This window comes from Serratia sp. T13T92 (assembly GCF_047530105.1).
Classification (GTDB): Bacteria; Pseudomonadota; Gammaproteobacteria; order Enterobacterales; family Enterobacteriaceae; genus Chania; species Chania fonticola.
In genome coordinates this window covers 185,627-208,595 of the sequence record NZ_JBLJAK010000004.1, presented here as the reverse complement: position 1 = coordinate 208,595, position 22,969 = coordinate 185,627, and the positions used below count along the sequence as shown (strand labels likewise).

21 protein-coding genes are annotated in these 22,969 nt (G+C 54.7%); 11 read left to right on the top strand and 10 right to left on the bottom strand.

Features of this window, described 5'->3' with window-relative positions:
* Nucleotides 1-2 precede the first annotated feature (2 nt).
* On the bottom strand, nucleotides 3-668 hold the full coding sequence (gene yieH / locus ACMV5I_RS07090) for a 6-phosphogluconate phosphatase (RefSeq protein ID WP_414823998.1): 666 nt from the start codon (nucleotides 666-668) through the stop codon (nucleotides 3-5).
* Nucleotides 669-880: 212 nt separating this feature from the next.
* On the opposite strand from yieH, the gene ACMV5I_RS07085 reads away from it, so the two are divergent.
* On the top strand, nucleotides 881-2,218 hold the full coding sequence (locus ACMV5I_RS07085; RefSeq protein WP_024484702.1) for an NCS2 family permease: 1,338 nt from the start codon (nucleotides 881-883) through the stop codon (nucleotides 2,216-2,218).
* 85 nt (nucleotides 2,219-2,303) lie between these two features.
* Here ACMV5I_RS07085 and ACMV5I_RS07080 read toward each other — a convergent pair whose 3' ends face one another.
* From ACMV5I_RS07080 to rpmH, 8 genes are all read right to left on the bottom strand, one after another.
* The gene (locus tag ACMV5I_RS07080) at nucleotides 2,304-3,356 is read right to left on the bottom strand and encodes a hypothetical protein (RefSeq protein ID WP_284122146.1); all 1,053 of its coding nucleotides are present in this window, start codon (nucleotides 3,354-3,356) and stop codon (nucleotides 2,304-2,306) included.
* A gap of 92 nt (nucleotides 3,357-3,448) precedes the next feature.
* Nucleotides 3,449-4,015, bottom strand: a complete 567-nt coding sequence (locus tag ACMV5I_RS07075) for an NADPH-dependent FMN reductase (protein WP_414823997.1) — start codon at nucleotides 4,013-4,015, stop codon at nucleotides 3,449-3,451.
* A 188-nt stretch (nucleotides 4,016-4,203) separates the two neighbouring features.
* Nucleotides 4,204-4,923 carry a 4'-phosphopantetheinyl transferase family protein gene (locus ACMV5I_RS07070; RefSeq protein ID WP_121608242.1) on the bottom strand — a complete coding sequence of 240 codons (720 nt, stop codon included), beginning with the start codon at nucleotides 4,921-4,923 and terminating at the stop codon, nucleotides 4,204-4,206.
* 255 nt (nucleotides 4,924-5,178) lie between these two features.
* Nucleotides 5,179-6,543 (bottom strand): tRNA uridine-5-carboxymethylaminomethyl(34) synthesis GTPase MnmE, encoded by a 1,365-nt coding sequence (mnmE, locus tag ACMV5I_RS07065; protein WP_121608241.1) that lies wholly within the window; start codon nucleotides 6,541-6,543, stop codon nucleotides 5,179-5,181.
* 113 nt (nucleotides 6,544-6,656) lie between these two features.
* Nucleotides 6,657-8,297, bottom strand: a complete 1,641-nt coding sequence (yidC, locus tag ACMV5I_RS07060; RefSeq protein ID WP_024483314.1) for a membrane protein insertase YidC — start codon at nucleotides 8,295-8,297, stop codon at nucleotides 6,657-6,659.
* Between the two features lie 2 nt (nucleotides 8,298-8,299).
* The gene (yidD, locus tag ACMV5I_RS07055; RefSeq protein WP_025120915.1) at nucleotides 8,300-8,557 is read right to left on the bottom strand and encodes a membrane protein insertion efficiency factor YidD; all 258 of its coding nucleotides are present in this window, start codon (nucleotides 8,555-8,557) and stop codon (nucleotides 8,300-8,302) included.
* The gene (gene rnpA, locus ACMV5I_RS07050; protein ID WP_004950547.1) at nucleotides 8,521-8,880 is read right to left on the bottom strand and encodes a ribonuclease P protein component; all 360 of its coding nucleotides are present in this window, start codon (nucleotides 8,878-8,880) and stop codon (nucleotides 8,521-8,523) included. Before rnpA ends, yidD begins: the two co-directional genes overlap by 37 nt.
* An 18-nt stretch (nucleotides 8,881-8,898) precedes the next feature.
* Entirely contained in the window at nucleotides 8,899-9,039 is a 141-nt protein-coding gene (gene rpmH / locus ACMV5I_RS07045; RefSeq protein ID WP_004093983.1) for a 50S ribosomal protein L34, read from the bottom strand.
* Nucleotides 9,040-9,723: 684 nt separating this feature from the next.
* On the opposite strand from rpmH, the gene dnaA reads away from it, so the two are divergent.
* The 7 genes from dnaA (at nucleotide 9,724) to ACMV5I_RS07010 (ending at nucleotide 19,266) form a co-directional block, all read left to right on the top strand.
* Nucleotides 9,724-11,118 (top strand): chromosomal replication initiator protein DnaA, encoded by a 1,395-nt coding sequence (gene dnaA, locus ACMV5I_RS07040; RefSeq protein WP_021181394.1) that lies wholly within the window; start codon nucleotides 9,724-9,726, stop codon nucleotides 11,116-11,118.
* Nucleotides 11,119-11,123: 5 nt separating this feature from the next.
* A complete protein-coding gene (dnaN, locus tag ACMV5I_RS07035) occupies nucleotides 11,124-12,224 on the top strand; it encodes a DNA polymerase III subunit beta (protein ID WP_021181393.1) in 1,101 nt (366 codons plus the stop codon).
* Nucleotides 12,225-12,379: 155 nt separating this feature from the next.
* Nucleotides 12,380-13,465, top strand: coding sequence for a DNA replication/repair protein RecF (gene recF / locus ACMV5I_RS07030; protein ID WP_024483312.1), 1,086 nt, complete (start codon nucleotides 12,380-12,382; stop codon nucleotides 13,463-13,465).
* A gap of 18 nt (nucleotides 13,466-13,483) precedes the next feature.
* Complete coding sequence (gyrB, locus tag ACMV5I_RS07025) at nucleotides 13,484-15,898, top strand: DNA topoisomerase (ATP-hydrolyzing) subunit B (protein ID WP_202672720.1); 2,415 nt, start codon at nucleotides 13,484-13,486, stop codon at nucleotides 15,896-15,898.
* Nucleotides 15,899-16,023: 125 nt separating this feature from the next.
* Nucleotides 16,024-16,839 (top strand): sugar-phosphatase, encoded by an 816-nt coding sequence (gene yidA, locus ACMV5I_RS07020; RefSeq protein WP_202672719.1) that lies wholly within the window; start codon nucleotides 16,024-16,026, stop codon nucleotides 16,837-16,839.
* A 330-nt stretch (nucleotides 16,840-17,169) separates the two neighbouring features.
* Nucleotides 17,170-17,910: an acid phosphatase gene (locus ACMV5I_RS07015; protein WP_414823995.1), complete on the top strand. Its 741-nt coding sequence runs from the start codon at nucleotides 17,170-17,172 to the stop codon at nucleotides 17,908-17,910.
* A 75-nt stretch (nucleotides 17,911-17,985) separates the two neighbouring features.
* Entirely contained in the window at nucleotides 17,986-19,266 is a 1,281-nt protein-coding gene (locus tag ACMV5I_RS07010; protein WP_414823994.1) for a DUF3748 domain-containing protein, read from the top strand.
* Here the strand turns inward: ACMV5I_RS07010 and ACMV5I_RS07005 are convergent, their stop codons facing one another.
* Entirely contained in the window at nucleotides 19,267-19,626 is a 360-nt protein-coding gene (locus tag ACMV5I_RS07005; RefSeq protein ID WP_121608235.1) for a YceK/YidQ family lipoprotein, read from the bottom strand.
* Nucleotides 19,627-20,057: 431 nt separating this feature from the next.
* Here ACMV5I_RS07005 and ibpA point away from each other — a divergent pair, with 431 nt between their 5' ends.
* The 3 genes from ibpA to ACMV5I_RS06990 all read left to right on the top strand — a co-directional run bounded on the left by ibpA (nucleotide 20,058) and on the right by ACMV5I_RS06990 (nucleotide 22,924).
* Entirely contained in the window at nucleotides 20,058-20,471 is a 414-nt protein-coding gene (ibpA, locus tag ACMV5I_RS07000; RefSeq protein ID WP_024483306.1) for a small heat shock chaperone IbpA, read from the top strand.
* A gap of 198 nt (nucleotides 20,472-20,669) precedes the next feature.
* Nucleotides 20,670-21,098, top strand: coding sequence for a small heat shock chaperone IbpB (gene ibpB / locus ACMV5I_RS06995; RefSeq protein WP_021181373.1), 429 nt, complete (start codon nucleotides 20,670-20,672; stop codon nucleotides 21,096-21,098).
* Between the two features lie 167 nt (nucleotides 21,099-21,265).
* A complete protein-coding gene (locus tag ACMV5I_RS06990) occupies nucleotides 21,266-22,924 on the top strand; it encodes a putative transporter (RefSeq protein WP_024483304.1) in 1,659 nt (552 codons plus the stop codon).
* The last annotated feature ends 45 nt before the right edge of the window (nucleotides 22,925-22,969 follow it).

Sequence of the window (22,969 nt, the reverse complement as noted above, 5' to 3'; positions counted from 1 at the left end):
GTTTAACGGGTAAGCTGCCAGCCCCGTTGCTGCCACAGTGCAGGCAGCTGTGCCAGATCGTCAAACGTCGTCACCAACGGGTGATCGATCGGTTGATTATGAGGATCGGCGCAGAAGTAGAACACCGGAATGCCAGCCGCGATCCCCGCCTGGGCACCGGCAACGGAATCATCCACCAAAATACAGCGCTCTACGGGCACCTGCATCTGTTGTGCTGCATGGAATACGATGGCCGGATCGGGTTTCCAGCTTTGAATATCGTAGCCGCTGAACAACCGGTCATCAAAATAGGACAGCATGTCGGTTAACCCTAGCGAATGCTGCATTTTGCTCACCGGGCCGTTAGAAACGGTGCACATCGGGGCATTCATTTGTGCCAGCAGCTCGCGTGCACCGGCAATCGGCTGGAGCTCGGCATCAAACAGACGGGCCACTTCCTGGCGAAAAATCGGCTCCAGATCGCTGGCGGGTAAATTGACCCCCTGCTCGGCGTTAACCCGCTCAATGATTTCGTAGAGCTTGATCCCTTTATACTTTTTAAAGACCTCTTCCAGCGCCAGCTCGATGCCGTAGTGGGCAAACATATGCACATAGGCCTTGCTGCACAGCACTTCGCTGTCTACCAGTGTGCCATCGCAATCAAATAAAACACATTCAACCTGATTCATTGGGGTAAGCGCCCTCGGTTAAGTCATGACTGCTGTTACTTTAACCGGATCGCAGCGGGTTGTCCCTCTTTGGCAATCAATCTCAATAAATACAACTTGTTGGCCGTTTTAGCCGTAAAGATGGCGAAAAAAACCTGTGAGCGAGGTCAAAACCCGGACTTTTTGTTATAGGATAGCCAGCGACAGTCCTAATCCCTCTTCGGAATTCTATAATGAGCAAACAAGACCTCAGCCTTGATGCCAATCAGGGCTTGCTTGAGCGCGTGTTTAAACTCAAGCAGCACGGCACCACGGTACGTACGGAAACGATTGCCGGCATCACCACCTTTTTAACCATGGTGTATATCGTGTTCGTTAACCCGCAGATCCTGGGCGCGGCGGGCATGGACACTCAGGCGGTGTTTGTCACCACCTGCCTGGTTGCCGCGTTGGGCAGTATCCTGATGGGCTTGCTGGCTAACCTGCCGGTGGCGCTGGCTCCGGCGATGGGCCTTAACGCGTTCTTCGCGTTTGTGGTGGTCGGCGCGATGGGTATTTCATGGCAGGTTGGTATGGGCGCTATTTTCTGGGGCGCAATCGGTTTCCTGTTGCTGACCATTTTCCGTATCCGCTATTGGATGATTGCCAACATCCCGCTAAGCCTGCGCGTGGGCATCACCAGCGGTATCGGCCTGTTTATCGCCATGATGGGGCTGAAAAACGCCGGTATCGTGGTTGCCAACCCGGATACGTTGGTAGCGGTAGGCAATCTGACCTCCCACAGCGTACTGCTGGGAGCCTTGGGCTTCTTTATTATCGCGGTGCTGGCTTCGCGTAATATCCATGCGGCGGTACTGGTTTCCATCGTGGTGACTACGCTGATCGGCTGGGCGTTGGGCGACGTGAAGTATGGCGGCGTATTTTCCCTACCGCCGGACGTCACCTCCGTGGTCGGCCAGGTGGATATCGCCGGGGCGCTGAATATTGGCCTGGCAGGTGTGATCTTCTCCTTTATGCTGGTTAACCTGTTTGACTCCTCGGGGACGCTGATCGGTGTGACCGATAAGGCTGGTTTGACGGATGAAAGCGGCAAGTTCCCGCGTATGAAGCAGGCGCTGTATGTGGACAGTATCACCTCGGTCGCCGGTGCTTTTGCGGGTACCTCTTCGGTCACCGCCTATATTGAAAGCTCCTCTGGGGTGGCCGTTGGTGGGCGTACTGGCCTGACTGCCGTGGTGGTAGGTATTCTCTTCCTGCTGGTGATTTTCCTGTCACCGCTGGCGGGAATGGTGCCAACCTATGCTGCTGCGGGCGCGCTGATTTATGTGGGGGTGCTGATGACCTCCAGCCTGGCGCGGGTGAAGTGGGAAGATATGACCGAAGCGGTTCCGGCCTTTGTGACCGCCGCCATGATGCCTTTCAGCTTCTCGATCACCGAAGGGATTGCCCTGGGCTTTATCTCTTACTGCATCATGAAGCTGGGCACCGGCCGCTGGCGTGAAATCAGCCCCTGCGTGATCGTGGTGGCACTGCTGTTCGTGCTGAAAATTGCGTTCGTTGACGGGCATTAATCATCTTCGGTAATTAAAAGGGGCGTTCAGCCCCTTTCAGATCGATGATAAAGGTTAAACGGGCGCAGCATGCTGCGCCTCTACGTTATGCGCCCGGTGAGGCATCCTGCTCTCTCCCCATTACCCAGCGTAAAGGCCGGTTATACCGCGTCTGCCAGCCACCGATATTATCTTCCCCCTCGGCAAAATTGGCGATCTCGACCTCATTTTTGCATCTGAACAAGTCAGCAAAATCAAGAGCCAGCGCCCGATCGTTGAAATTCTGCCGATCGTAATAGGCAATCATGATGCGTTTGTTTTCTGCCAGTGAATGCTTCGCCGGGAGGAGGCGGCCCTTCGGGGCAATCAGCAGCGCTCCAGAATAAAACTGCGGGTAATTGGCCATCAGATTAGCCGCGTGTAGCGCACCCTGCCCACGGGCGGTCAGGTAAACCTGTTGGAGATTAAGCTTCAGCTTGGGGCCCAGGTTTTCCAGGGTGCGTTGAATGGCGTTCTGGGTGCTGGTAGAGCTGTAGTTAGACCAGCGAAAGCTCCCTTCCTCCAGCATCTGCGTGCCGTTTAGCTCAATATAGGCCACCCCGGCCTCGGCAAACAGCAATCGATCCTCTGGGATGATAGTGGCGGCTTTCCCGTAGGGATGAAGGTAGACGATGGTTGGCCAGCCTCCTGCCGGGGGCTCGCCACTCGGCACGGCATAGTGAGGTTTACCTTCAAACTTTGCGGCGTGTTGCTGATAGCGTGCTTTGGTGGTTGCCAGAATTGAACGGTAGGTGTCACTTTGCTGAATACTGCTGAATGAATCGTCTTCCAGCAGGTTGTAGTAATACCACAACCCTCGCTTGGCGCTAAGTTGCAGATAACGTTCGGCTAGCTCGGTCTGGCCCTGTTCGGCCGAGGAGGCAGCCAGTTGAAAGGGAGCCCAGATATTACGGCCATCTTCACGCATCAGCGTCAGGTATAACGACGTGGCGCCGGCTTTTTTATCCTCCTGATTGTAGGAGGAGCGAGGTAATGGTTTACTCAGCGGGCTATGGATAGGCAGTTCTAGCGGCTCTTCTCCCTCAGGATAGAGCATGGGTGCAGCAAACAATGGACTGGTGGCAAAAGCCAAAAAGATGGCCAAAATAAAAAAAGGCATGATTTTATAACTTTGTTTTTCAATAATATTAATGAGAAAACGATGAAAAACGGCGCCTTCGACAGCTTTATCTCTGGGCGCCGCCTGGCAGCTTATTTTACGCGGCGGATATAGTCGCTGAATGCGGACAACTGGCCGGTCAGGAAATCCCGCGTGCCTTGGTCTACCAGTTCACCCGCCTGCTCATCAACCTTATTCTGTATCACTCCCCCCATAAACTCAGGTTTGTTGATCACCATGGCATCCAGGAACACCAGGATCTGGCGTAGGTGATATTGGCAACGTGCGCCGCCAATCGGCCCCATTGAGCTGGTCTGGATCGCCACCGGTTTGCTGGCCAGCGGTTGGTTAGGCAAACGGGACAGCCAGTCGATGGCGTTTTTCAGGCCACCTGGCACGGAGTAGTTATATTCTGGCGTTACGATGATCACGCCGTCAGCCTGGCGGATTTGTTCGGCAATGGCTTCTACCGTGGCCGGGAAACCCTCTTCTTGCTGGTGGTCTGCATCGTACAGTGGGATATCGCGGATGGAGGGAAGGGCTTCGATAGTGACACCCTGAGGAGCTAACTGAGGTAAAGCGCGTGCAACTATGGCGTTATAAGAGCCTTTACGTAGGCTCCCCAGTAGCGTGACGATCTTTAGTGCTTGCTCTGACATTTTGATTCTCCCTTTTCTGATGAACAGACTCAGCTTAGAACAACCAGCAGATAATAGGGCAAATAGGTGATGTATCCTAGGCAGAGTCTAAGTCTTTATCTGTTTTTACAATTCAAAGCAGTAAATCATGCGTTAAGAAAAGTTTTGTTTTGTATATTCCCCCGAAGACAGACGTTAAATCGGTGCTTTCAACGTGTAACAGAAGCGAGGCTGGTCAATTTCAAAAAGTGTGTGGAGGGAGGTGGGTTACGTGATGAAATTTCGTCGCATTTCTGTAAGCCCTGGCTTTCGTCATATTGCCAGCAGATCAGCCTATCCAAGCCAGGCTGATGGGCGCAGGCCCAGCTGAGATACTCCCCTGCATCACTCATGACGTTCACGTTGGGCAGGGTATTGCAGCGTAATTGGCCGGAAAAAGGGTGCAAATTCAGCAAACCCTGGCCGCTGTTACCCAAGCCGGCCAGTTTCAGCACGCATTGGCGGATGCTCCACAGCTGGGTTTCGGCTTCCAAGCGGTCGTTCTGCGCCGCAATCCACGCGTTCTCCGTGGTGCTGGAGTATTGATGAAGCAGGTTGTGGCTCCGTGCGCGCATCACCTCAATATCCAACCCGACCTTGCCCTCCAGGCTCAGTAGCACGCCTACGGTATTGCCAGCATAGGCGAGGCTGAAGTCAGGTAGATGGTGATCGGCAAAGCACGGGCGACCGGTCGGTGCCGTAGCAATGGGGGGAAGTACCGGGATACCATACAAATAAAATATCATTTCGGCCAACAGGATCCGGCCTTGCAAAAAACGCCGACGGCGCTTGACGGAGAAGCGGGCAGTTCTTTCGATCAGGTCTTCAGGGAGCCGATGGGTATCTAAACGCTCTGCAACCGCATCCCATCGGATAAAATGACAAGCCATTGTTCACTCCATGACCGAGGCTCATAAAAAAACTGGGGGGTTAGAGTAAGCATTACGTTAAGATTTTTCATTAAGAATTCGCATGATCTTTTTCTTAATTATTCTTCTGTTGAATGAAAAAACAGCGGAGTGGCAGGAGTACGGTGCGGGGGCTCGTGGGGCAGGCTTTTGCGGATGTAAAAATAAAGCCAAACATTAACAGTGAGTTAATGCTTGGCTTTGGACGCTGAAGAGGTCGTGTATCTGAACGTTGGGTTACTTACCAATACAGAAGCTGGAGAAGATGCGCCCGAGCAGGTCATCGGAGGTAAACTCCCCGGTGATTTCGCTCAATGCCTGCTGTGCCAACCGCAGTTCTTCGGCCAGCAGTTCCCCCGCGTAAGCGCTCACTAACTGTTCTTTACCCTGCACCAGATGCTGTGCCGCCTGCTCCAGTGCCTGCAAGTGGCGGCGGCGGGCCAGGAAGCCGCCTTCCATATTGCTGGTGAAGCCCATGCTCTGCTTCAGATGTTCGCGCAGCAGGTCGATCCCCTCACCGGTACGCGCCGACAGGCGAATAAGTGAGTGACCATTTACTTCGCTCAGGCCCAATGTCTCGCCGGTAATGTCGGCTTTGTTGCGCACGACGGTGATCGGCAAGGTACTTGGCAGGCGTGCCATAAACTCTGGCCAGATCTCGGCGGGTTCGGTGGCGGCGGTGGTGGTGCCATCCACCATAAACAGCACACGATCCGCCTGTTCGATCTCGTTCCAGGCACGTTCGATGCCGATACGCTCAACTTCGTCGCTGGCTTCCCGCAGCCCGGCGGTATCGATGATGTGCAGTGGCATGCCATCGATATGAATATGTTCGCGCAATACATCGCGCGTGGTGCCTGCAATGTCGGTGACGATGGCTGCTTCACGCCCTGCCAGCTCATTGAGCAGGCTGGATTTCCCGGCGTTGGGCCGCCCGGCGATCACTACCTTCATCCCTTCACGCAGCAGGCTGCCTTGACGCGCCTCGGCCCGCACACCGTCCAGATCGGCCATCACGCCGTTCAGTTGGGCTTCGATTTTGCCATCCGAAAGGAAGTCGATCTCCTCATCCGGGAAGTCGATCGCCGCTTCTACATAGATGCGCAGGTGAGTGAGCGCTTCCACAAGCTGATGGATACGGAGGGAAAAAGCACCTTGCAACGAGTTCATGGCTGAACGGGCTGCCTGTTCGGAACTGGCATCGATCAGATCGGCAATGGCTTCGGCCTGGGCCAGATCCAGCTTGTCATTGAGGAAAGCGCGCTCCGAGAACTCCCCTGGGCGGGCAATCCGCACGTCTGGCAGCGCCAACACGCGTTTGAGCAGCAGATCGAGGATCACTGGCCCACCGTGGCCCTGCAGTTCCAGTACGTCCTCACCGGTAAAGGAATTGGGGCCGGGGAACCACAGTGCGATCCCCTGATCCAGCGTGCTGCCTTCGGCGTCACGGAACGGCAGATAATCGGCATAACGTGGCTTAGGTAGTTTACCGAGTACCGCCAGGGCAACGTCCTTGGCTCCGCGGCCTGAAATGCGCAGGATGCCGACACCGCCGCGTCCGGGCGGAGTAGCAAGAGCAGCGATGGTATCGGTGGTGTTCATAGCGGTTTATCTCTCTGACAATATGCAAAAAGGCGGTCTAATGACCGCCTCTACTGGCAACGTGACTGATGTCGTAGGGGCATAAGCCCCTACGGGTGTTGCCTAACTCAATACTAGACTTTCTTCTTGTCGCGGCTGTGCAGACCACGTTTTTCCAGCCCGCGGTAAATCAGCTGCTGCTGGACGATGGTCACCAGGTTACTGACGATATAGTACAGCACCAGACCAGACGGGAACCACAGGAAGAACACTGTGAAGATCACCGGCATAAAGGTCATGATTTTCTGCTGCATCGGGTCAGTCACGGTGGTTGGTGACATCTTCTGGATGAAGTACATGGTCACACCCATCAGCACTGGCAGGATGTAATACGGGTCTTGCGCCGACAGGTCATGGATCCACCAGATGAATGGCGCATGACGCAGCTCAACCGAGCCCATCAGCATGTAGTACAAGGCCAGGAAGATTGGCATCTGGATAACCAGCGGCAAACAACCCCCTAACGGGTTCACCTTCTCAGCTTTGTACAGCGCCATCATTTCCTGGCTCATACGCTGCTTGTCATCACCGATACGTTCACGCATCGCCTGCAGTTTTGGCTGCAGCATGCGCATTTTGGCCATCGAGGTGTACTGCGCTTTGGTCAGCGGGTACATGATGCCGCGCACGATGAAGGTGATGATGATGATCGAGAAGCCCCAGTTGCCGATGAAACTGTGAATGAACTTCAGCAGTTTGAACAGCGGTTGGGAGATGAACCACAGCCAGCCGTAATCGACGGTCAGATCCAGATGCGGTGCCAGTTGGGCCATCTGATCTTGCAGCTCCGGGCCAACCCACAGAGTAGCATTCAGCTGCTTCTCAGCGCCTGGTTGCACAATCACTGGCTCAGCTTTAAAGCCGATGGCAGACAGGTTGGTACCTGGCTTGGAGGTATAGAAAGTGTTGACGCCCTGAGTCTGCGGCACCCACGCGGTGGCGAAGTACTGTTGCAACATCGCAATCCAGCCGCCTTGGGTGGTGACGTTCAGATTCTCATCCTTGTCGAACGCATACTTTTGGTATTTGTCTTCACTGGAAGAGTAAGCCGCACCACGGAAGGTGTGCAGTGCAAAGTTGTTGCTGCCGGTGTCACGATGCTTAGGCAAGTCGGTGGTCTGCTTCAACTGGCCAAACAGGGTCAGTTCCAGCGGAGTCGCGCTTTTGTTGACGATGGAGTAGTCCACGCCAACGGCATAATGGTTACGCTTGAGCACAAAGGTCTTGGTGAAGACCGAACCGTCTTTGCCGGTAAAGGTCAGCGGAATACGCAGTTCATCCTGGCCATCAGCCAGCGTGAAGGTATCCTGCGCCGCCTCAAACAGAGGACGCTCGCCGTTTGCCGGGTTATCCGGGCCGTCTCTGCCTGTCAGGCCGCTTTGTGCCTGGTAGACGAATGACGGGGTGGATTCCAGCAGCGTAAATGGAGTCGATGAACCCAGGGTATCCGGGTAGGCCAACAGTTTAGCCTGCTCGATATCGCCACCACGGGTATTGATGGTCAGCGACAGCACGTCAGTGTTAACGGTGATCAGTTTACCCTGGCCACTGCCTGGTACAGCTGAACTTGCGGCATCACCGGTTGCTGGGTTCGCAGTCTGTTGCGTGGTCTGGGTGGCTACTGGTTGCGGAGCGTTGTCCACTTGCCAGGCCTGCCAGATCATGAAAGACACGAACAGCAGAGCGATGAGGAGAAGATTGCGTTGCGAATCCATCGTTAGTGTTCTCTGTTATCGTCGGTTTTCGGCGGCACGGGATCATCGCCACCTGGGTTCAAAGGGTGGCATTTTAATACGCGTTTCAATGTCAACCAACTGCCTTTTAACATGCCAAACCTGCGTAATGCCTCAATTGCGTAATGAGAACATGTCGGCTGGAAGCGACAACGTGGCCCAAGCAGCGGGCTGAGTACGAGCTGATACGCCCGAACCAGCCCGATCAGGATGCGGGAGCCTGGCGACAGTGGCGACGCCATAATTTTTCCAAAGCTTCCGTCAGTGCACGATTATCCAAATCCGCTATCCCTTTTTTGGCCACCACCACAAAATCCATCGCCGGTAACTCGTGCTGACGTAAACGGAAGCTTTCGCGGGTTAGGCGTTTGATCCGGTTGCGTTCATGCGCGCGTTTGACGTGTTTTTTGGCGACGGTAAGACCGATGCGGGGATGCCCCAGCTGGTTCAGGCGGCCGAGGATGGTGATTTGCGGCGTGCCAGCCCGTTGTGGCTGCTGGAAGACGAAAGTGAAATGAGTGGGAGTTAACAAACGTAACTCCCTAGGAAAAGCGAGCTTAACCACTCAGCGGGTTAGCTTTTATTACTTAGAAACAGTCAGACGAGTACGGCCTTTCGCACGACGGCGGGCCAGAACTTGACGACCATTCTTGGTGGCCATACGAGCACGGAAACCGTGGCTACGGTTACGCTTCAGTACGGACGGTTGGAAAGTGCGTTTCATAGCGATTTCTACCTAAACTTAAATGAAATACTGATAAGTCAAATGCGTTTGGCTACTCGGCGTGAAGATGACCGACGCCTCAATCGCAATACATAAAGAGGCGGGATTGTAATAATTGTACAGTCCTGAGTCAATTCACATCGCGCTAGCCTACCTGGTTGTCTGCCAATTCGGAGTAAAATCCGGTGTTGGCCCGTGGTCACCGCAGAATCCTGTCTTGGCTAAATGACTCACCATTAAGGAACCAGGTATCACACGTGGGCGAAGATTATACGGACTCGGGGGTAAATCACAAGGATCTCCGTACGATCCTGCGTGTTTTCTGCAAGGATCCGCGTGGATAACCAGGTATAACCTGTGAAAGGCGCTAAAACCCGGCCCCACAGGCTCAGATCTCATCGGTGTCGATCCCGCATTGATTAAAAACTGGCCACTCTTCACGGGCTGTGGATAAAATGGATCTAATCTGTGATGAAGGGGAGGATCTCTTGCGCAGATTGCGCTATGATCCGTCATTCCGATCGCGATCCCAAAACCGGATCGTTAAGGGCATAAACCGTGAAAGGCGGTTCGCATACCCTACAGGTTTTTCAGCCAATACCGGGCGTGTGTCAAAAATCATGAGTTATAAAAAAGTAGCCTGATTCTTTTCTTTTTATTGATCTTGTTCGAGTGGAGTCCGCCGTGTCACTTTCGCTTTGGCAGCAGTGTCTTGCCCGATTGCAGGATGAGTTACCTGCCACAGAATTTAGTATGTGGATACGCCCATTGCAGGCGGAACTGAGTGACAATACCCTGGCGCTGTATGCGCCCAATCGCTTTGTGCTGGATTGGGTTCGCGATAAGTACTTAAACAATATCAATGGCCTGTTGAATGATTTCTGCGGTACGGATGCGCCGCTGTTGCGTTTTGAGGTGGGCAGCAAGCCACTGACACAAACCCTCAGCCAGCCCGTGATGGCCAGCGTCAACAGCGCTCCGGTAGCCCCGGTGGTACGCACGGCTGCGCCGTCCCGCCCAAGCTGGGACAACGCGGCACCGCCGCCTGAGCTGTCCTATCGTTCCAACGTCAACCCCAAGCACACCTTCGATAACTTCGTTGAGGGTAAGTCTAACCAGCTGGCTCGTGCTGCGGCGCGGCAGGTGGCAGACAATCCGGGGGGCGCTTATAACCCACTGTTCCTGTATGGCGGTACCGGCCTGGGTAAAACGCACCTGTTGCATGCGGTAGGCAACGGCATCATGGCGCGTAAGGCCAATGCCAAAGTGGTCTATATGCACTCGGAACGCTTTGTGCAGGACATGGTCAAGGCGCTGCAAAATAACGCCATTGAAGAATTCAAACGCTACTACCGCTCGGTGGATGCGTTGCTGATCGATGATATTCAATTCTTTGCCAACAAAGAGCGTTCACAGGAAGAGTTCTTCCATACCTTTAACGCGCTGTTGGAAGGTAATCAACAGATCATCCTGACCTCGGATCGCTATCCAAAAGAGATCAACGGGGTGGAAGATCGTTTGAAATCCCGCTTCGGCTGGGGCCTGACGGTGGCGATCGAGCCGCCGGAGCTGGAAACCCGCGTGGCGATCCTGATGAAAAAGGCCGACGAGAACGATATCCGTCTGCCGGGCGAAGTGGCGTTCTTTATCGCCAAACGCCTGCGTTCCAACGTGCGTGAGCTCGAAGGGGCGCTGAACCGGGTGATCGCCAACGCCAACTTTACTGGCCGCGCCATCACCATCGATTTCGTGCGTGAAGCGCTGCGGGATCTGCTGGCGTTGCAGGAAAAGCTGGTCACCATCGACAATATCCAGAAGACGGTGGCCGAGTACTACAAAATCAAAATCGCGGACCTGCTGTCTAAACGGCGTTCGCGCTCGGTTGCCCGCCCGCGCCAGATGGCGATGGCATTGGCAAAAGAGCTCACCAACCACAGCCTGCCAGAAATCGGCGATGCGTTTGGTGGCCGCGACCATACTACGGTGTTGCACGCCTGCCGGAAGATCGAGCAGCTGCGTGAGGAAAGTCACGACATCAAAGAAGATTTCTCCAATTTAATCAGAACATTGTCGTCATAGCCCATATGAAATTTATCGTTGAACGTGAGCATCTGCTAAAACCGCTGCAACAGGTGAGCAGCCCACTGGGTGGCCGCCCGACGCTGCCAATTCTGGGTAACCTGCTGCTGCAGGTGACGGAAGGTTCCCTGTTGCTGACAGGTACCGATCTGGAGATGGAGATGGTGGCCCGCGTTGCCCTGTCTCAGCCCCATGAAGCGGGCGCGACGACCGTCCCCGCGCGTAAATTCTTTGATATCTGCCGTGGCCTGCCGGAAGGGGCGGAGATTACGGTGATCCTCGAAGGCGACCGTATGCTGGTGCGTTCTGGCCGCAGCCGCTTCTCGCTGTCCACGCTGCCGGCGATAGACTTCCCGAATCTGGATGATTGGCAGAGCGAGGTGGAGTTCACCTTGCCGCAGGCGACGCTAAAGCGCCTGATTGAAGCCACCCAGTTTTCGATGGCTCATCAGGATGTGCGCTATTACCTGAACGGTATGCTGTTTGAAACCGAAGGGGAAGAGCTGCGCACCGTCGCCACCGACGGCCACCGCCTGGCGGTGTGTTCAATGCCGATTGGCCAACAGTTGCCTACCCATTCGGTGATCGTGCCGCGTAAAGGGGTGATGGAACTGGTCCGCTTGCTGGACGGTGGTGATACGCCGCTACGGGTGCAGATTGGTAGCAACAACATCCGCGCCCACGTCGGTGACTTTATCTTCACTTCCAAGCTGGTTGACGGCCGTTTCCCTGATTATCGCCGCGTATTGCCGAAGAACCCGGACAAAACGCTGGAAGCGGGCTGCGACCTGCTCAAGCAGGCGTTTGCCCGTGCGGCCATTCTGTCGAACGAAAAGTTCCGCGGCGTGCGTCTGTACGTCAGCCAGAACCAGCTCAAGATCACCGCCAACAACCCGGAACAGGAAGAGGCGGAAGAGATCCTCGATGTCAGCTATGATGGCACCGAGATGGAAATTGGTTTCAACGTCAGCTATGTGCTGGACGTGCTGAACGCGCTCAAGTGTGAAGATGTGCGCCTGCTGCTGACCGATTCCGTCTCCAGCGTGCAGATCGAGGACGGTGCCAGTAAGTCTGCCGCCTACGTCGTCATGCCAATGCGACTGTAGAAATTATCGGGCTATCTTACTTGCCCCTTTGCGATTGGGCAGTGCTCGCAATCCTCACGTACTTTAAGTACGCTGCGGTTGCTGTGCGCTGGCCGCACGCAAATGACCTGCGACGATAACGCCCTGGATTGTTAGATGATTAAGACAACTACAGTATGGCTCTGACGCGCTTACTGATTAAAGATTTCCGCAATATCGAAGCTGCCGATCTGGCGCCTGCGCCGGGGTTTAACTTCCTGGTGGGGGCCAACGGCAGCGGCAAGACCAGCGTACTGGAGGCGGTTTATACCCTTGGTCATGGGCGCGCGTTTCGCAGCCTGCAGGCCGGGCGAGTGATCCGTCACGATCAGCCGGAGTTTGTGTTGCATGGCCGGATCGAAGGCAGCGGGCGCGAATTATCGGTAGGATTGAGTAAGAGCCGTCAGGGTGACAGCAAAGTGCGCATCGATGGCAGTGATGGCCATAAGGTGGCAGAGCTGGCACAGCTACTGCCCATGCAGTTGATCACCCCCGAAGGTTTTACCCTGCTTAATGGCGGGCCGAAGTATCGGCGTGCCTTCCTGGACTGGGGTTGTTTTCACAACGAACCCGGTTTTTTCACCGCCTGGAGCAACCTGAAAAGGTTACTGAAGCAGCGCAATGCCGCGCTGCGCCAGGTCAGTCGCTATGCGCAGATCCGCGCCTGGGATCAGGAACTGATCCCGTTGGCCGAGCGTATCAGCGAGTGGCGGGCAGCTTACAGCGACGCAATTGCCGCGGATATCACCGCGACCTGCGCGCAGTTTTTGCCCGAATTTGCCCTGAGTTTCTCTTTCCAGCGCGGCTGGGACAAAGAGAGCGACTACGGAGAGCTGCTGGAGCGCCAGTTTGAGCGCGACAGGGCGTTAACCTATACCGCGGTGGGGCCGCATAAAGCGGACTTCCGCATTCGTGCCGAAGGTACGCCGGTAGAGGATTTGTTATCGCGCGGTCAGCTTAAACTGCTGATGTGCGCATTGCGCTTGGCGCAGGGTGAGTTTCTCACCCGCCAGAGCGGGCGGCGTTGCCTGTATCTGATTGATGATTTTGCCTCCGAGCTGGACACCGGCCGTCGCCGGTTGCTGGCCGATCGCCTGAAAGCCACCCAGGCTCAGGTTTTTGTCAGTGCGGTAAGCGCTGAACAAGTAACCGACATGATGGGTGAAAAGGGCAAGATGTTCCGCGTGGAACAAGGTAAAATAGAGGTTCAACCACAGGACTAAAATGAGCGAGAAACGTTGATGTCGAATTCTTATGACTCCTCAAGTATCAAGGTATTAAAAGGGCTGGATGCGGTACGTAAGCGTCCGGGCATGTATATCGGTGATACTGATGACGGCACCGGTCTGCACCACATGGTATTCGAGGTCGTGGACAACGCTATCGACGAAGCACTCGCTGGCCACTGTAGCGACATTCAGGTGACGATCCACGCCGACAACTCCGTCTCGGTGCAGGATGATGGCCGTGGTATCCCAACCGGTATCCACGAAGAGGAAGGGGTGTCTGCGGCACAGGTCATCATGACCGTACTGCACGCCGGCGGTAAGTTTGACGACAACTCCTATAAGGTTTCCGGCGGTCTGCACGGCGTAGGCGTTTCGGTTGTTAACGCCCTGTCAGAAAAGCTGGAGCTGGTGATCCGCCGCGAAGGCAAGGTCCATGAGCAAACCTACAAGCATGGCGAACCACAGGCCCCGCTGAAAGTCGTCGGTGAAACCGATCAGACCGGTACCACCCTGCGCTTCTGGCCGAGCTTCCAGACCTTCACCAATAACATCGAGTTTGAGTACGACATCCTGGCCAAGCGCCTGCGTGAACTGTCGTTCCTCAACTCGGGCGTTTCTATTCGCCTGAAAGACAAGCGCAACGACAGAGAAGACCACTTCCATTACGAAGGCGGTATCCGTGCGTTTGTGGAATACCTGAACAAGAACAAAACGCCGATCCACCCAACGGTGTTCTACTTCTCAACCGTGAAAGACGATATCGGTGTGGAAGTGGCGCTGCAGTGGAACGATGGTTTCCAGGAAAACATCTACTGCTTCACCAACAACATCCCGCAGCGTGATGGGGGGACTCACCTGGCCGGCTTCCGTGCCGCGATGACCCGTACCCTGAACACCTACATGGATAAAGAAGGCTACAGCAAGAAGTCCAAAATCAGCGCCACCGGTGACGATGCGCGTGAAGGTCTGATTGCCGTGGTTTCGGTGAAAGTGCCCGATCCTAAATTCTCTTCCCAGACCAAAGACAAGCTGGTGTCTTCGGAAGTGAAAACGGCGGTCGAATCGCTGATGAACGAGAAGCTGGTGGATTACCTGATGGAAAACCCAGCGGACGCCAAGATCGTGGTTGGTAAAATCATCGATGCGGCCCGTGCTCGTGAAGCGGCGCGTAAAGCGCGTGAAATGACCCGCCGTAAAGGCGCGCTGGATTTGGCTGGCTTGCCAGGCAAACTGGCGGACTGTCAGGAACGTGACCCGGCGTTGTCCGAACTCTACCTGGTGGAAGGGGACTCCGCGGGCGGCTCAGCCAAGCAGGGCCGTAACCGCAAGAACCAGGCGATCTTGCCGCTGAAAGGGAAAATCCTCAACGTTGAGAAAGCCCGTTTCGACAAGATGCTGTCCTCACAGGAAGTTGCCACGCTGATCACCGCGCTGGGCTGCGGCATTGGCCGTGACGAATACAACCCGGACAAACTGCGTTATCACAGCATCATTATCATGACCGATGCCGACGTCGACGGCTCGCACATCCGTACGCTGCTGTTGACCTTCTTCTATCGTCAGATGCCGGAAATCATCGAGCGTGGCCATGTGTATATTGCACAGCCGCCGCTGTACAAGGTGAAAAAAGGCAAGCAGGAGCAGTACATCAAAGACGACGAAGCGATGGATCAGTATCAGATCTCCATCGCCCTCGACGGCGCGACCCTGCACACCAACGGTTCTGCACCAGCCTTGGCGGGTGAGCCGTTAGAGAAGCTGGTGGCTGAACATTACGCCGTGCAGAAGCAGATTGGCCGGATGGAACGCCGTTACCCGCGTGCGTTGCTGAACAACCTGATCTACCAGCCAACCTTGAACGAAGACGATCTGGGCGACCGTACCAAGGTGGAAAGCTGGATCGAATCGCTGGTGAAATTGCTCAACGATAACGAGCAGCACGGTAGTAGCTACAGTTCTGTGCTGGTTGAAAACCGTGAACGCCAGATGTTCGAACCGGTGCTGCGTATCCGTACCCATGGTGTCGATACTGACTATCCGCTGGACTTTGAATTTATCCGCGGTGGTGAATACCGCAGGATCTGTGCGTTGGGCGAAAAACTGCGCGGCCTGCTGGAAGAAGATGCCTATATTGAACGTGGCGAACGTCGCCAGCCGGTAGACAGCTTCGAACAGGCGTTGGAGTGGCTGGTGAAAGAGTCGCGCCGTGGCCTGTCGATCCAGCGCTATAAAGGGCTGGGCGAAATGAACCCGGACCAGCTGTGGGAAACCACTATGGATCCCGATCAGCGGCGTATGCTGCGCGTAGCGGTGAAAGACGCTATTGCGGCAGATCAGCTGTTCACCACCCTGATGGGCGATGCGGTTGAACCACGCCGTGCCTTTATCGAAGAAAACGCCCTGAAAGCGGCGAATATCGATATCTAACGCCTTATTTGGCTATTAAAAATCCGCGCCGGTTCGCCCGCGCGGATTTTTTTATGCCGTTTTTAGCACTAACAAGGCAAGCTGAAACGCGTTAGCATGAGAAAAAACCACTGGGAGACGCTCGAATGGCTATTGAACTGATTGCAATTGATATGGACGGCACGCTGCTCAATCCGCAGCACCAGATTACGCCAGCGGTAAAACAGGCGCTGACCGCCGCGCGCGCTAAAGGCGTGCATGTGGTGCTGGCTACCGGGCGGCCTTATGTTGGCGTGCAGGACTACCTGCGTCAGTTGGATATTCAGGGTGAGGGCGATTTCTGCATCACCTATAACGGTGCCCTGGTGCTGAAGGCGACGGACGGGACCTGCGTGCTGCAAGAAACGCTCGGTTTTGACGATTACCTCTATTTTGAGCAGTTGGCACGGGAGCTTGGCGTTCATTATCAGGCGTTTGATTTCGATACCCTCTACACGCCGAATAAAGACATTGGCAAATATACCGTCCATGAATCCCAAATGACCGGTATCCCACTGAAATACCGCAGCGTGGAAGAGATGGATCGCACCATACGCTTCCCGAAGGTGATGATGATTGATGAGCCTGCCTTGCTGGACAGCGCGATAGCCCGCTTGCCCGCAGAAGCCTGGGATCGCTACACCATTATGAAAAGCGCCCCTTACTTCCTGGAGATCCTGCATAAGAATGTTGATAAGGGGGCGGGCGTCAGAATGCTGGCCGAACATTTGGGCATCAAGCAGGAAAACGTGATGGCGTTAGGCGATCAGGCTAATGATATTGCGATGATCGAGTATGCTGGGATGGGTGTGGCGATGGGCAATGCTATTGCAGAATTAAAGGAAATTGCCCAGCACGTGACCGGCACCAATACCGAAGACGGCGTCGCACTGGCAATTGAGAAGTTTGTGCTGAACGTTTAATGCCTGCCAGCCCCCTTCCCTGGGGGCTTAAGATGCTGCCTGGTAAATCAGGTATTAACGCCTCATGGCTGACGGCCTGCGGGTGTTATTTCTTTACTGAAATAACTAAGTCGCTCCTAAAAGAATATTTCTAGTGCGATCATGTTTTATTAATATAAATGTTCTCGTTAATTAATTGCATTAATTCAAATGGTATAAATAAAAATTATTTTTGCGATCTGTATTTTTTATTGTATTTTAAATGGCGAAATAGCTATTTATCACTTCATGTTTCATTTTAGCTTGTTCACTATATTGTAAAACAACTAATAAAGTTCGTTAGGAGATAATATGAAAAAAATTATAATTTCATCATTGGCTTATATTGCCTTGACGCAAATATCCTTTGCCGCCAGAGACGTGACGACGACACCGGATTTCTACTATCTTAAGGAAGCGCAGTCTATTGATAGCCTCTCCTTATTGCCCCCGCCACCGGCCGTTGACAGCATCGATTTTCTCAATGACAAGGCTCAGTATGACGCCGGTAAGTTACTGAGGGATACGCCAAGAGGCAAGCAAGCTTATAACGATGCGCAGATTTACGGCGATGGTATACCACTGGCATTTGTCAGCGCCTTCGGCATGGAAATAACACGGAAGAAAACGCCAGAGTTATATCGCCTGGTAACGAAAATGCGTGAGGATACCGGTGATTTGGCGACCCGCAGCGCCAAGGAGCATTATATGCGGACCCGGCCTTTTGCATTTTATCATCAGGCGACCTGCCGCCCGGAAGAAGAAAGTGTGCTATCAACCAACGGTTCCTACCCGTCCGGCCATACGAGTATCGGTTGGGCTACCGCACTCGTGCTGGCGGAGATCAATCCTGTGCGCCAGGGGGAGATCCTCAAACGGGGCTATGAGATGGGGCAAAGCCGCGTGATCTGCGGCTATCATTGGCAGAGTGACGTTACCGCCGGGCGCCTGGTGGGGGCGGCCATTGTGGCGCGTTTACACGCCGAGCCAGCGTTTGTCGACCAGTTACAAAAAGCCAAGGCTGAATACCTGCGATTAGCAAAAGCGCCTTAAACCTGGGTGATGTGAAACGAATGGGTCGATCGGGTACTATGGCGGTTCTATGCCAGCCGGTATACAGGAGCCGCCATGAGCCATCAGGAACGACAGCTGACTTTTGATCCGCGAGGTCATCAGCTCACCAACATTAACGTCTGGACACCGTGCAGCCAATGGCTGGCGTATGATGTACGGCCAAGCGGTGCGTCCTTTACCGGGCTGAGCATTGAGCGGGTGAACGTTGCCAGCGGTCAGGTGGAAGTGGTTTATCGGGCGCAGCATGGTGCCCATGTTGGCGTGGTAACGGTGAGCCCGGATGCGCCAGCGCGTTACGCGTTTATCCATGGGCCGGAACATCCAGACAGCTTCTGGCATTATGACTTCCACCATCGCCGTGGCGTGATCGTCAGCGAGCCGGATCGTGAATTGGCGATCACCCTAGACGCCTTAGACATTACTGCCCCCTATACCCCAGGCGCGCTGCGTGGTGGCACCCACGTGCATGTCTTTAGCCCAGATGCCAGCCGCCTGAGCTTCACCTATAACGACCATGTGATGCACGAACTCGATCCGGCACTGGATTTGCGTAACGTTGGTGTAGCGGTGCTGCTGCAAGGGGTGAATCCGCCCAAGCAGCACCCGCGTGAATATGACGGTAGCCATTACTGTGTACTGGTCAGCGCAACCACGCCAACCCCGCAGCCGGGCAGCGATCAAATCAATCGGGCTTACGAAGAGGGCTGGGTGGGTAAGCAAGGTTACAGCAAACCTGATGGCAGCCGCCAGCGTTGGGCGTTGGCGTTTATCGGCGATACCCTCTCGCCGCAGGGGGAAAAGCTGCCGGAAGTGTTTGTGGTGGATTTGCCGGAAAACGATGCCGACTATGCCAAAGCCGGGGAGGCTCCCTTGCAGGGAACGGCAACAACCTTACCGGCCCCTCCGTTGGGGGTTCAACAACGGCGGTTAACCTATACCGGCCACCGTAACTATCCTGGGGTTGCCACCACGCCACGCCATTGGTTGCGGAGTTCGCCAGACGGCAGTGCCATCGCCTTCCTGATGCAAGACGATCGGGGCATAGTGCAACTGTGGACTGTTTCCCCAAATGGCGGGGAGGCGAATCAGGTGACACAAGCGGATCACAGCATCCAGTCGGCCTTCAGTTGGCATCCGCAGGGGGGCAAGATTGCGCTGGTGTGTGATAACAGTGTGATGCTGTGCGATATCGCCAACGGCAATATGCAGCGCCTGACCAAACGGACTGCGCAGCCACCACTGGGGGACGCCGTGGTGTTCTCACCGGACGGCAAACAGGTGGCCTTTATGCGTGAAGTCGCCGGATTTAACCAGATTTTTGTGGTGGCGGTTTAACTACAGCCCGGCTGGTGCTGGCGAAGTTGCCATGCCCTGGCCTGGATTGCCGCTGGCAGCCAGATTTCGTTCTTCATCATGCTGGATACGGGCTTTGGGTGAGGCTGCCGCTTTATCGCTGCCTGAACGCAGGTAGTCGTAAGGCAGCAAAATGGTGTCCATCGCCGCCGACAGGGGCAGGTCGATTGCCAGCAGGGGCATCATGGCCCAACTGGTATCTTCGCTCTTCATCATATCGACATTGGCGCGCGTACCGGAGTAATAACCCTGGTCGGCCCCGGTGTGGCTGGCTACGCTGGAGCAACCGTTAGTGGTCAACAGTAGGCAACCGGTCGCTATCATTTTTTTAATTGGTTTCATTCGTCCATCCTGAGGGGTATACATCCCCTGAAATTTGCTGATTTATACCCGTCGTCTTTCAAGCTGCAGCGTTGTTACCTGCACTTACTCACCCCAGTCACTTACGAAAAGTAAGCTCCTGGGGATGAGTAAGCTTGTCGCCTAGCTGCAGCTTGAAATCCATAGGGTGTATAACATCCAGCCAAAGCATTGAAAGATGCAACATTCCGCACTGTGGCGGCTATCTCACTTTGAGTGTATGTGATAAACAAATTTTCGCCGTTTCCATTGGCAATTATTTAATCATCACCAGTTGAAATGTAGAAAGCAAACCCCATCTTCTTTACAAGGCCAAATTAAGAATTTGCCGTAAGGGAATTCAAGCCTTATAGCCTGTCCATGATGGAAGGCTTCATTATCAACCTCGCTGAAGTGCCTTAGGAGGCTGTTTTATGCGCAACTTTGATCTTTCCCCGCTGTACCGTTCCGCGATCGGTTTTGATCGCCTGTTCAACGCCCTTGAGGCTGGCCAAAGCCAGGGTAACGGTGGCTATCCGCCGTACAACGTTGAGCTGGTTGATGAAAATCATTACCGCATTGCCATCGCGGTGGCCGGGTTTGCCGAGCAGGAACTGGAGATCACCACGCAAGACAATCTGTTGATTGTGCGCGGGGCTCACACCCACGAACCTGCTGAGAGAACCTATTTATATCAAGGTATTGCCGAGCGTAACTTTGAACGCAAATTCCAGCTGGCCGAGCATATTCAAATTAGAGGCGCCAAACTGGAAAACGGCCTGCTGTATATCGATCTGGAACGTATCGTGCCGGAAACGTTAAAGCCGCGTCGGATCGAAATTAAGTAATTTTGTTTTATCACCGTGCCTGCCGTTAGGGGGCAATGTTTGATTTACCCTATGAATTTCAAGCCGCAGCTAGGCGACCAGCTTGCTCATCCCCAGGAGCTTACTTTTCGTAAGTGACTGGGGTGAGCAAGTGCAGATAACAACGCTGTGGCTTGAAAGGCGACGGGTAAAAACCTCGCTTCTTGGAAGGAGAGTATTATGCGTAACTACGATTTATCCCCACTTCTGCGTCAATGGATCGGTTTTGACAAGCTGGCCAGCTCAATGGGAGGCCAGGAGCCACAAGGGTTCCCCCCATATAACATTGAGAAAAGCGACGATAACCACTATCGCATTTCCCTGGCGTTAGCCGGGTTCAAACAGAGCGAACTGGATATTGAAGTGGAAGGCCCACGCCTGACCGTGCGTGGCAACCCCACACCGCCGGAAAAACAGGTGGAGTATCTGCATCAGGGGCTGGTGTGCAAAGAGTTCAGCCTGACCTTTACCCTGGCAGAGCACCTGCAGGTGTCCGAAGCCAAATTTGAAAACGGCCTGCTGCACATCGATCTGGTACGCCACGTGCCGGAAGCCTTGCAGCCACAACGCATCAGCATCGGTAGCACTCCGGAGCTGGAAGCCAAATAAGCGGCTGAAAAAAAACAAAAACTTGCGGGGGAGGTCCATTCGGGCCTCCCCCGTTGCATTCTGTGGCATACCCCACATTACCCCCCCGCACCTTATGTCAGAATCCCTATTAATTGCAGGCATTTAATCGCATAGAGATTGTTAAACTTTGGGTAAGGATGTGACGTATGAGTGATATCGCCCTGACCGTCAGCATGTTGGCGTTGGTGGCTATTCTCGGGTTATGGATTGGCAACTGGAAAGTGTATGGCGTGGGTTTAGGGATAGGCGGCGTCTTGTTCGGTGGCATCATCGTCGGGCACTTTGCACAGACTTACCAGATCACTCTCAACGGCGACATGCTGCACTTTATTCAGGAGTTCGGTCTGATCCTGTTTGTGTACACCATCGGTATTCAGGTTGGCCCTGGTTTCTTCTCGTCCCTGCGCGTTTCCGGCCTCAAGCTCAATGGTTTCGCCATTCTGCTGGTGCTGGTGGGCGGCGTGGTAGCGGCGATTGTCCATAAGCTGTTTGCCGTGCCGCTGCCGATCATTCTCGGCGTGTTCTCCGGCGCGGTGACCAACACCCCGGCGCTCGGTGCCGGGCAGCAGATACTCACCGATCTGGGTTCCGATCCGGAGCTGGTTAACCGTATGGGGATGGGCTATGCGATGGCCTATCCGTTCGGTATCTGCGGCATTCTGCTGGTGATGTGGCTGATCCGGCTGTTCTTCCGCATCAATATCGATAAGGAAGCGCAGGAGTTTGAGGATAGCCTGGGGAGTAACCGCGAACTGCTGCAGACCATGAACGTGGCGGTACGTAACCCCAATCTGCAAGGCATGGCCATCAAGAATGTGCCGCTGCTCAACAATGACGACATCATCTGCTCGCGCCTCAAGCGCGGCGATTTACTGATGGTGCCCGCCCCGCACGAAACGCTGGAACTGGGAGATTTTCTGCACCTGGTCGGCAAGCGCGAAAAGCTGGAAAACGCCCGGTTGGTGATTGGCGAGGAAGTCGACGTTTCGCTCTCCACCCGAGGGACTTCACTGCAAGTGGTTCGTGCGGTCGTGACCAACGAAAAGGTGTTGGGGAAAAAAATCCGCGATCTGGAACTGAAGCAAAAATATGAAGTGGTAGTTTCGCGTCTCAACCGTGCTGGGGTCGAGCTGGTGGCAGGCAGCAATGTTACGCTGCAGTTCGGGGATATCCTCAACCTGGTGGGGCGGCCAGAATCTATCGAGGCGGTGGCGGCGATTGTCGGTAACGCCCAGCAAAAGCTGCAACAGGTGCAGATGCTGCCGGTATTTATCGGTATTGGTCTTGGAGTGTTGCTAGGATCTATCCCGCTGTTTATCCCCGGTTTCCCGGCGGCGTTGCGGTTGGGGCTGGCCGGTGGTCCGCTGGTGGTGGCCCTGATCCTGGGGCGTATCGGCAGCATCGGTAAGCTGTACTGGTTTATGCCGCCTAGTGCCAACCTGGCGCTGCGTGAACTGGGGATCGTACTGTTCCTGGCCGTGGTTGGCCTGAAGTCTGGTGGGAACTTTATTGATACCCTGCTGCATGGCGATGGGCTGGCGTGGGTCGGTTACGGTGCGTTAATCACCTCGATCCCGCTGATCAGCGTGGGTATTCTGGCGAGGGTGGTGGGTAAGATGAACTACCTGACGCTCTCCGGCATGCTGGCTGGTTCAATGACCGATCCACCGGCGCTGGCCTTTGCCAACGGCCTGCACCCTACCAGCGGCGCTGCAGCGCTCTCATATGCCACGGTCTATCCGTTAGCAATGTTCCTGCGCATCATGTCACCGCAGCTGCTGGCGGTGCTGTTCTGGGCGATGTAGAAACCTCACAGGGCTCACAACGTAGGGGCGCAGCATGCTGCGCCC

What these genes read in the sequence shown, in the direction of transcription:
- yieH (WP_414823998.1), bottom strand. Translation starts at nt 668, where the DNA reads ATGAATCAGGTTGAATGTGTTTTATTTGATTGCGATGGCACACTGGTA.
- ACMV5I_RS07085 (WP_024484702.1), top strand. Translation starts at nt 881, where the DNA reads ATGAGCAAACAAGACCTCAGCCTTGATGCCAATCAGGGCTTGCTTGAG.
- ACMV5I_RS07080 (WP_284122146.1), bottom strand. Translation starts at nt 3,356, where the DNA reads ATGCCTTTTTTTATTTTGGCCATCTTTTTGGCTTTTGCCACCAGTCCA.
- ACMV5I_RS07075 (WP_414823997.1), bottom strand. Translation starts at nt 4,015, where the DNA reads ATGTCAGAGCAAGCACTAAAGATCGTCACGCTACTGGGGAGCCTACGT.
- ACMV5I_RS07070 (WP_121608242.1), bottom strand. Translation starts at nt 4,923, where the DNA reads ATGGCTTGTCATTTTATCCGATGGGATGCGGTTGCAGAGCGTTTAGAT.
- mnmE (WP_121608241.1), bottom strand. Translation starts at nt 6,543, where the DNA reads ATGAACACCACCGATACCATCGCTGCTCTTGCTACTCCGCCCGGACGC.
- yidC (WP_024483314.1), bottom strand. Translation starts at nt 8,297, where the DNA reads ATGGATTCGCAACGCAATCTTCTCCTCATCGCTCTGCTGTTCGTGTCT.
- yidD (WP_025120915.1), bottom strand. Translation starts at nt 8,557, where the DNA reads ATGGCGTCGCCACTGTCGCCAGGCTCCCGCATCCTGATCGGGCTGGTT.
- rpmH (WP_004093983.1), bottom strand. Translation starts at nt 9,039, where the DNA reads ATGAAACGCACTTTCCAACCGTCCGTACTGAAGCGTAACCGTAGCCAC.
- dnaN (WP_021181393.1), top strand. Translation starts at nt 11,124, where the DNA reads ATGAAATTTATCGTTGAACGTGAGCATCTGCTAAAACCGCTGCAACAG.
- recF (WP_024483312.1), top strand. Translation starts at nt 12,380, where the DNA reads ATGGCTCTGACGCGCTTACTGATTAAAGATTTCCGCAATATCGAAGCT.
- gyrB (WP_202672720.1), top strand. Translation starts at nt 13,484, where the DNA reads ATGTCGAATTCTTATGACTCCTCAAGTATCAAGGTATTAAAAGGGCTG.
- yidA (WP_202672719.1), top strand. Translation starts at nt 16,024, where the DNA reads ATGGCTATTGAACTGATTGCAATTGATATGGACGGCACGCTGCTCAAT.
- ACMV5I_RS07015 (WP_414823995.1), top strand. Translation starts at nt 17,170, where the DNA reads ATGAAAAAAATTATAATTTCATCATTGGCTTATATTGCCTTGACGCAA.
- ACMV5I_RS07010 (WP_414823994.1), top strand. Translation starts at nt 17,986, where the DNA reads ATGAGCCATCAGGAACGACAGCTGACTTTTGATCCGCGAGGTCATCAG.
- ACMV5I_RS07005 (WP_121608235.1), bottom strand. Translation starts at nt 19,626, where the DNA reads ATGAAACCAATTAAAAAAATGATAGCGACCGGTTGCCTACTGTTGACC.
- ibpA (WP_024483306.1), top strand. Translation starts at nt 20,058, where the DNA reads ATGCGCAACTTTGATCTTTCCCCGCTGTACCGTTCCGCGATCGGTTTT.
- ibpB (WP_021181373.1), top strand. Translation starts at nt 20,670, where the DNA reads ATGCGTAACTACGATTTATCCCCACTTCTGCGTCAATGGATCGGTTTT.
- ACMV5I_RS06990 (WP_024483304.1), top strand. Translation starts at nt 21,266, where the DNA reads ATGAGTGATATCGCCCTGACCGTCAGCATGTTGGCGTTGGTGGCTATT.